The sequence below is a fragment of the Terrabacter sp. P2_E3 genome (assembly GCF_056403915.1).
Genome location: NZ_JBFUEN010000002.1, coordinates 294,608 through 301,667, shown reverse-complemented (window position 1 = coordinate 301,667; position 7,060 = coordinate 294,608). Strand labels below are relative to the sequence as shown.

Annotated in this window: 10 protein-coding genes; 4 read left to right on the top strand and 6 right to left on the bottom strand. The window is 71.0% G+C overall.

Features of this window, described 5'->3' with window-relative positions:
• Positions 1-427: MarR family transcriptional regulator (locus AC1DW8_RS03245; RefSeq protein WP_478091786.1), on the bottom strand; the 427-nt coding region annotated here is incomplete at its 3' end.
• An 88-nt stretch (positions 428-515) separates the two neighbouring features.
• Between AC1DW8_RS03245 and AC1DW8_RS03240 the strand changes: the two genes are divergently transcribed.
• Entirely contained in the window at positions 516-1,808 is a 1,293-nt protein-coding gene (locus tag AC1DW8_RS03240) for a DUF1479 domain-containing protein (protein ID WP_442296054.1), read from the top strand.
• A gap of 2 nt (positions 1,809-1,810) precedes the next feature.
• On the opposite strand, the gene AC1DW8_RS03235 is transcribed toward AC1DW8_RS03240, so the two are convergent.
• Entirely contained in the window at positions 1,811-2,167 is a 357-nt protein-coding gene (locus AC1DW8_RS03235) for an ArsC/Spx/MgsR family protein (RefSeq protein WP_056770955.1), read from the bottom strand.
• A 138-nt stretch (positions 2,168-2,305) separates the two neighbouring features.
• On the opposite strand from AC1DW8_RS03235, the gene AC1DW8_RS03230 reads away from it, so the two are divergent.
• Positions 2,306-2,872 carry a hypothetical protein gene (locus tag AC1DW8_RS03230; protein WP_478091783.1) on the top strand — a complete coding sequence of 189 codons (567 nt, stop codon included), beginning with the start codon at positions 2,306-2,308 and terminating at the stop codon, positions 2,870-2,872.
• Between the two features lie 17 nt (positions 2,873-2,889).
• Here AC1DW8_RS03230 and AC1DW8_RS03225 read toward each other — a convergent pair whose 3' ends face one another.
• The gene (locus tag AC1DW8_RS03225; RefSeq protein WP_056822026.1) at positions 2,890-3,225 is read right to left on the bottom strand and encodes a DUF4760 domain-containing protein; all 336 of its coding nucleotides are present in this window, start codon (positions 3,223-3,225) and stop codon (positions 2,890-2,892) included.
• A gap of 358 nt (positions 3,226-3,583) precedes the next feature.
• Here AC1DW8_RS03225 and AC1DW8_RS03220 point away from each other — a divergent pair, with 358 nt between their 5' ends.
• Both AC1DW8_RS03220 and AC1DW8_RS03215 read left to right on the top strand, forming a co-directional pair.
• Positions 3,584-3,787, top strand: a complete 204-nt coding sequence (locus tag AC1DW8_RS03220; RefSeq protein ID WP_009777120.1) for a cold-shock protein — start codon at positions 3,584-3,586, stop codon at positions 3,785-3,787.
• A gap of 198 nt (positions 3,788-3,985) precedes the next feature.
• A complete protein-coding gene (locus AC1DW8_RS03215) occupies positions 3,986-4,255 on the top strand; it encodes a hypothetical protein (protein ID WP_478091781.1) in 270 nt (89 codons plus the stop codon).
• Between the two features lie 180 nt (positions 4,256-4,435).
• Here the strand turns inward: AC1DW8_RS03215 and ychF are convergent, their stop codons facing one another.
• The 3 genes from ychF to AC1DW8_RS03200 form a co-directional block, all read right to left on the bottom strand.
• Positions 4,436-5,521 (bottom strand): redox-regulated ATPase YchF, encoded by a 1,086-nt coding sequence (ychF, locus tag AC1DW8_RS03210; RefSeq protein WP_478091776.1) that lies wholly within the window; start codon positions 5,519-5,521, stop codon positions 4,436-4,438.
• Positions 5,522-5,588: 67 nt separating this feature from the next.
• Positions 5,589-6,128, bottom strand: a complete 540-nt coding sequence (locus tag AC1DW8_RS03205) for a histidine phosphatase family protein (RefSeq protein WP_478091774.1) — start codon at positions 6,126-6,128, stop codon at positions 5,589-5,591.
• The gene (locus AC1DW8_RS03200; protein ID WP_056822035.1) at positions 6,125-6,973 is read right to left on the bottom strand and encodes a thioesterase family protein; all 849 of its coding nucleotides are present in this window, start codon (positions 6,971-6,973) and stop codon (positions 6,125-6,127) included. Before AC1DW8_RS03200 ends, AC1DW8_RS03205 begins: the two co-directional genes overlap by 4 nt.
• Positions 6,974-7,060 lie beyond the last annotated feature (87 nt).

Below are 7,060 nucleotides of genomic sequence, written 5' to 3'. Positions count from 1 at the left end.
CGCCGGTGCCGGCTCGTCCGCCGCCGGCGATCTCGGCGACGGCCCGCGTCAGGGCCAGGCCCACGGCGCCGACGCCGGCGTCGCGCGCCAAGGCGATGTCGGTCGCGGCGACCACCTCGCCGAAGGCGTCGACGGCCTCGGCCACGACCCCGTGCGGGGTGATGCTGACGACGAGGGCGGCGCCGGAGTCGGGCGCGAGCGTGTAGTAGGACCCGGCCCGACCACGGCCAGAGCTGCGCTCCCCCGTGTCGACGACGAGGCCGGCGTCGACGAGACGTCGCACCCCCTCGGAGATCGTCGGCTTCGAGATGCCGGTCAGGGCTGCGACCTCGGCCCGGGTGAGGCGCCCGTGCTCCATCAGGGCGTGCAGCACGTGCTCCTCGGTGAGCGAGCGGAGCAGGTCGAGGCTCGGTTTCGCGGACGACATGCACCCATTCTAGTTAGGACTCTTGCCCAAATGCGTCACGACGCGCTACCGTCGTTCTTCGTAAGGAGTCCTGACCAAAGGAACCATCATGACCACCACGCACGTCACCCCCGCCGACACGGACCTCCCGCACTGGGAGACCCCGCCCGACGACCTGCCCGCAGCGATCCGCGAGGTCAAGAGCGCGATCCGGGCGCGCATCGAGGCGTCCGGCCGCACCGTCGCCGAGGTCTTCGCGGTCGTCGAGGCGCGGGTCGCCGAGCGCGTCGCCGAGATCCGCGCGGCCCGCGAGCGCGGCGAGGACGTCTGGCCCGTCATCCACTACGCCGACATCGAGCAGGGTACGGTCACCCCGGAGCAGCTCGAGGCGCTGCGTCGGCGCGGCTGCCTCGTCGTCCGCGGCCACTTCCCGCGCGAGCAGGCGCTCGCCTGGGATGCCGGCATCGTCGACTACGTCGAGGGCAACGCCTTCTTCGAGAGCTACCGGGGGCCGGGCGACGACTTCTTCGGCAGCGTCGGCTCGAAGCCCGAGATCTACCCCGTCTACTGGTCCCCCGCGCAGATGGAGGCACGACAGAGCGAGCGCATGGCCACGGTCCAGTCGCTGCTCAACGCGCAGTGGACGCACGAGTCCGACGGCGTGCAGTGGTTCGACCCCGACCGCGACTCCCTCTACCCCGACCGCATCCGCCGCCGGCCGCCGGGCGCCGACTCGAACGGCCTCGGGGCGCACTGCGACCCCGGCACGCTGGACCTCTGGATGACGCAGGGCTACCAGCAGGCCTTCCGCCACCTCTTCGACGGCAGCGTCGAGCAGTACGACCCGTGGGACGCGGCCCACCGGACCTCCGGGCCGCAGTACCCGGGCACGACGATGTGCTCCGCCTTCCGCACCTTCCAGGGCTGGACCGCGCTGTCCGACATGGACCACGACCAGGGCGTCCTGCACACGGTCCCGATCCCCGAGGCGATGGCATACCTCATGCTCCGCCCGCTGCTCGACGACGTCCCGGACGACGACATGTGCGGGGTCACGACGAACCAGGTGTTCCCGGCCAGCGAGCGGTGGCACCCGCTCCTGCTCGAGGCCCTGAGCGGCATCCCGGACGTGCGCGCCGGCGACTCCGTCTGGTGGCACTGCGACATGATCCACAGCGTCGCGCCCGTCACCGACCAGCAGGGCTGGGGCAACGTCATGTACATCCCCGCCGCGCCATGGTGCGAGCGCAACGAGCGGTATGCCGCCAGCGTGCGTGAGGCGTTCCTCAGCGGTTCCAGCCCGAGCGACTTCCCGGAGGAGGACTACGAGCGCAGCTGGCCCGACCGGTTCGCCCCCGAGCAGCTCAACGAGACGGGACGCCGCGGGCTCGGCCTCGACTGAGCTCAGTCGGCGAGGAAGGCCGCAACCCGCTCCTTCGGCCGGCCGATGATGGCGCGGTCACCCTTGACGAGGACGGGTCGCTGGAGCAGCCGCGGGTGCTCGGCCAGGACGGCGACGACCTGATCGCGGGTCTCGACGTCGGCGTCGGTCAGCCCGAGCTCGGCGAAGTGCGCGTCGCGGCGGACGAGGTCGGTCGGTGGGTCCTCGAGCTTGTCGAGCAGGTCGCCCAGCGCGGCCGCGTCGAGCGGGTGGCGCAGGTAGTCGACGACCTCGGCCGCGACGTGCGCGTCGTCGAGGCGCTCGACGGCAGCCCGGGACGTCGAGCAGCGGTTGTTGTGCAGGATCGTCACGTCGCTCATGGCGCCGAACCCTAGCGTCGACCGGCGACGCACCGGGACGAGGGTGGCCCAGCCCCTTGTCCCCTCGCACGACACCGGAGGACGATCGACGGGTCAGGATGGTCCGCGTCGACGACGCGTGGTGCTCGAGGAGTGCTCATGGGGATTGGCGACAGGCTCGGCAAGGTCCGGCCACGGAAGCACGGTGACGACGCATCCGACGGGCAGGCGCTGGACGTCGCCCGATACGCCTTCCTGCTGCGCGTCGCGTCCTCGGACGCGCTCCGCCAGGCACACCGCGAAGCCTTCGCCACGCTCTCGTCGGAGCAGTCGCAGGCTCTCTTCCTGCGTCTCGACCACGACCTGCCGGAGGGCCTGCGGCCGCCGACGGCAGAGCCGGCCGACCTCGCCCAGGCCGCCTTCTCGGCGGAGCTGCTCGACCATGGACATCTGGTCAGGATCCTGCGCCGCCCGGGCCAGGGTGTCACCGAAGGGCACGCGGTCGGTTCCGGCGCCGCTGGGGGTGGCGCGCTGCTCTACGCGCACTCGCTCCTCGCGTCCGTCGCCGCCGCGGTGGCCGGGTCACCTGCGGTCACGGAATGGCTCGCAGGCTTCCCCAACTCTCCGGAGGCCGCGCAGGTCGACCCTTCGCTCTTCGTCCGCAGTCCCGGCGCAGGCACCTACGGCTCGACGCTCGCCCGCCACACCGGCGTCGCCGGCCACTGAGTGTCGGAGGTGGCGCGTCAAACCTGCCGCGTGGCCAGGGCCTCGAAGTTCTCGTACAGCTCAGGCACGCCGTGCTCTTCGCGCAGCTTCTTGGCTGCGGGCCCGACGCGCGACCACAGTCCCGACATCCAGAGCCAGTCGAGGACGAGGTCGGTGTCGAGGAGCCCGTTCTTCGTGAGCGTCCCGATGGTTTCGCCCCAGTTGAGGACTCGGGAGACGAGCACGTCGTCGGTGGTGGCGGTCTCGGGGTCGAAGTCGTCGGACCAGATCGCCTGCTGGGCCTCCTCGATGCCCATCGTGGAGCCCCACTGGGCCACCTGCACGAGCAGTGCTCCGTCTGCCTGGTTCGGCATCTCGATCTCCCTCGTCCGGGCCCGATGTGACTCCCACGAACGCTACTCGTCGCTGTCGCGCCCGACAGGCCTTCGTCGGAACTGCGACGCAGGAGCGGCACCGAATACACGTGAACCGTGCGCCACGCGGTCCCCGGCGCATCTCGAAGCCCGGACACACTGGGCTCGCACCCACCGGGACGGGGTCAGGGGAGCCTGGGACTGCTACCTTCGTTCCCAGTTGCCGTCCCAGTCCGTCACGTGCGGGCTCGGCACGACGAAGCTGCTGCGCGAAGGTTCGCGTGACGCGCCCGTCGTGACCAGCGGCAGCCTGAGGTCTCCGCACGGGAGGCCTCGCAGACAAGAAGAGGCAACACCAGTGGCAACAGGCACCGTGAAGTGGTTCAACAGCGAAAAGGGCTTCGGCTTCATTGAGCAGGACGGCGGCGGCGCCGATGTCTTCGTTCACTACTCGGCCATCGAGAGCGGCGGCTACCGCGAGCTCCAGGAGGGCCAGAAGGTCGAGTTCGACGTCACGCAGGGCCCGAAGGGCCCCCAGGCGGAGAAGGTCAAGGGCATCTGACCCCCCACAGCCTTCGGTGACTTCGGTCCCGCGCAGATCCCCGACCTTCTGGTCGGGGATCTGCTTTTTTCACGGGCGAGCCCTTGCAGGCCTCACCGGCGGTCACGGCTCGCTGTCCACCGGTCGCCACGAGCAGGAACCTCGCCATGTGTAGCGACGCGCACAGACGGCGGGCCGGGTCGCGGCCGATCCTGAGGCATGGACACGACCAAGAGCTTCACGTGCATGATCGGCCGGCACCGCTGGGAGCCTGCGGCGGACGACCCGACACACGGCCGCACCTGCACGGAGTGCGGTAGGCACCGTCCCGGTGCGCGAGGCACCGGGCTCGGCGCAGGTCGATGGGACTCCGCCGGCTTCGGGGCCGAGAGCGGTTGGGGCTACGCCAACGGCGACGGGTTCGGCGGGGGATTCTCCGGCGGTTTCGACGGCGGCGGCTGCGGTGGCGACGGCAGCGGCGGCTGTTGAGCGCGGGCGAGAGGACCGATCATGCGACTGAGGAACGCCCCGTGCTGGGTCATGGGGCACATGTATCGACGCCAGCCGGGTGACAAGGACGTGATCGTCTGCCAGCGGTGCGGCAGCCGGGAGCTCTTCGCGGTCAAACGCATGCGTGACAGCGCGGACCGACCCTGGGTGTGAGCCCGCTCAGACGTTGAAGCGGAACTCCACGACGTCGCCGTCGGCCATGACGTAGTCCTTGCCCTCGATGCGGACCTTGCCGGCGGCCTTGGCGGCGTTCATGTTCCCCGCCGAGACGAGGTCGTCGAACGAGACGACCTCGGCCTTGATGAAGCCACGCTGGAAGTCGGTGTGGATGACGCCGGCGGCCATCGGGGCGGTCCACCCCTTGCCGATCGTCCACGCACGCGACTCCTTGGGGCCGGCCGTGAGGTAGGTCTGCAGCCCGAGCGTGTGGAAGCCGGTGCGGGCGAGCTGGTCCATGCCGGACTCCTCGGCGCCGAAGCTCTGGAGCAGCTCGAGCGCCTCGTCGGGCTCCATCTCCATGAGGTCCATCTCGAGCTTGGCGTTGAGGAAGACGGCATCGGCCGGTGCCGCGAGCTCACGCAGCGACGCTTGGAGGTCCGCGTCGGCGAGCTGGTCCTCGTCGAGGTTGAAGACGTAGATGAAGGGCTTGGTCGTCAGCAGTCCGAGCTGCTTGGCCTCGGTCAGGTCCACCCCGGCAGCCGGCCCGGCGGCGTACAGCGTGTGGCCCTCCTCGAGGACCTTCTGCGCGGCGACCGCGAGGTCGACGGCGGCCTTCCTGTCCTTGTTGACCCGGGCCTCCTTCTCGAGGCGGGGCACGGCCTTCTCGAGCGTCTGGAGGTCGGCGAGGATGAGCTCGGTGTGGATCGTCTCGATGTCGCTCGCGGGGCTCACCTTGCCGTCGACGTGGACGACGTCGCCGTCCTCGAAGGCGCGGACGACCTGGCAGATCGCGTCGGCCTCGCGGATGTTCGCGAGGAACTTGTTGCCGAGGCCCTCCCCCTCGGAGGCGCCGCGGACGATGCCGGCGATGTCGACGAAGCTCACCGTGGCCGGGAGGATCTTCTCCGAGCCGAAGATCTCGGCGAGCGCGCCGAGGCGCGCGTCGGGCAGCGGGACGACGCCGACGTTGGGCTCGATCGTCGCGAACGGGTAGTTCGCTGCGAGCACGTTGTTCTTGGTCAGCGCGTTGAAGAGCGTCGACTTGCCGACGTTGGGGAGACCGACGATTCCGATGGTGAGTGCCACGAGGACAAGAGTTTAGTGGCGATCGGGCCCGGCTCCGACCACGAGGGCGTATGCCGCCCTCCCCCGCTCACGCCAGCGTCCAGTCCCAGCCGGGCTGCCATGCGAAGGGCGCGGTGACGAGCTGCTCGAGCGGCACCCCGTCGAGCAGGTGCTGGAGCGCCCAGCGGTTGGCGGAGTGGGCGATGAGGAGCACACGCTCGCCCTCGTGGTCGCGCCGCAGGTCGCGCAGCACGTCCGCCGTCGCGTCGACGACGTCGCGGTAGCTCTGGCCGCCGCCCGGGAAGGGCACGTCGACGTGGTCGAGCCGCACGCGTTCGAGGTCGGCGACGGGCCCCCCGTTCAGCCGGCCGTAGTCGCACTCGCGGAGCCGGGCGTCGGCGTGCCGGGGCACGTCGGTGCCGCCGTAGGCGAGCTCGGCCGTCTCGACGGCACGGGCCAGGTCGGAGGTGTAGACCGCGGCGAACCCGCCCGCGGGTCGCCGTCGCCCGAGCTCGACGGCGAGACGACGACCCTCCTCCGAGAGACGACCGGGGAGCCAGCCGGTCGCGACCCCGGCCTCGTTGTCCTCGGTGATCGAATGGGTCTCGTAGACGAGCTCGACGCTCACCCGCCCGCCTTGGGCAGCCGCACGCCGCACAGCTGGCGGGACTGCGCGACGAGGTTGCCGGCGGAGTCCCAGATCATCGCGTCCTCCTCCATCATCCCGCCGCCGAGGGTGTCGCTGCCGAGCGTCACCTGCAACCAGCCCGGTTCGGGTCGCCGCCGCACGTGGCCGGTGAACTCGAGCGTCGGGGTCCAACCGAAGAGCCCGAGGTCGAAGGCGACGGGCGGGAGGGCGTCGAGCGCCATCATGAGCATCGTCGTGTCGGGCTCGCGGCCGTCGCGCAGCCGCAGCCAGCCGCGCATGACCCCGCGCATCGAGGGCTTGCCGAGCGCCCACCCGGCGGTGCTCGGGTCGAGCCGCAGGTCGAGCCGCTCGAGGAACTTCGCGTTGGCGAGGAAGTCGGGCGGCGCCTGCTCGGCCGAGACGCACTGCTCGGGCGGCGGCATCTCGGGCGGGCTCGCCTGGCGCTGCACGTCGAGGTCGGTGAGGTTGCCGAACGAGCCGATGGCGCGCATCCGCTCGACGGGCCGGCCGTCGTCGCCGGTCTGGTGGATCGTCATCTGCCCCGTCGAGAGCTTCCGGCCGCACCGCATCACCTCGGTGGTGACGGTGAACGGCCCGGGCTGCGAGGCGGTCATGAAGTACGCCGACAGCACGACGGGGTCGACGTGCTCGGTCGTCTCGGTCGGGTCGGAGGCGAGGTGCTCGCCGAGCGCCCGGAGGGCGGTCGTCATGACGAGGCCGCCGTTGACGGCGTTGCCGATCATCCACTCCTCGTGGAAGGTGCCGTGCCGCTGCGTGGGGTCGTCGCCGGTCTCGAGCCGGGTCGCGTCGTCGTACTCGCTCACGGACAAGGTGTAACAGACGTCCCCGACGCGCCGCCCACCCCGGGCGTATGCCGTCCGCCACGTCCCGCCCGCCGCAGCCGTCTGGGA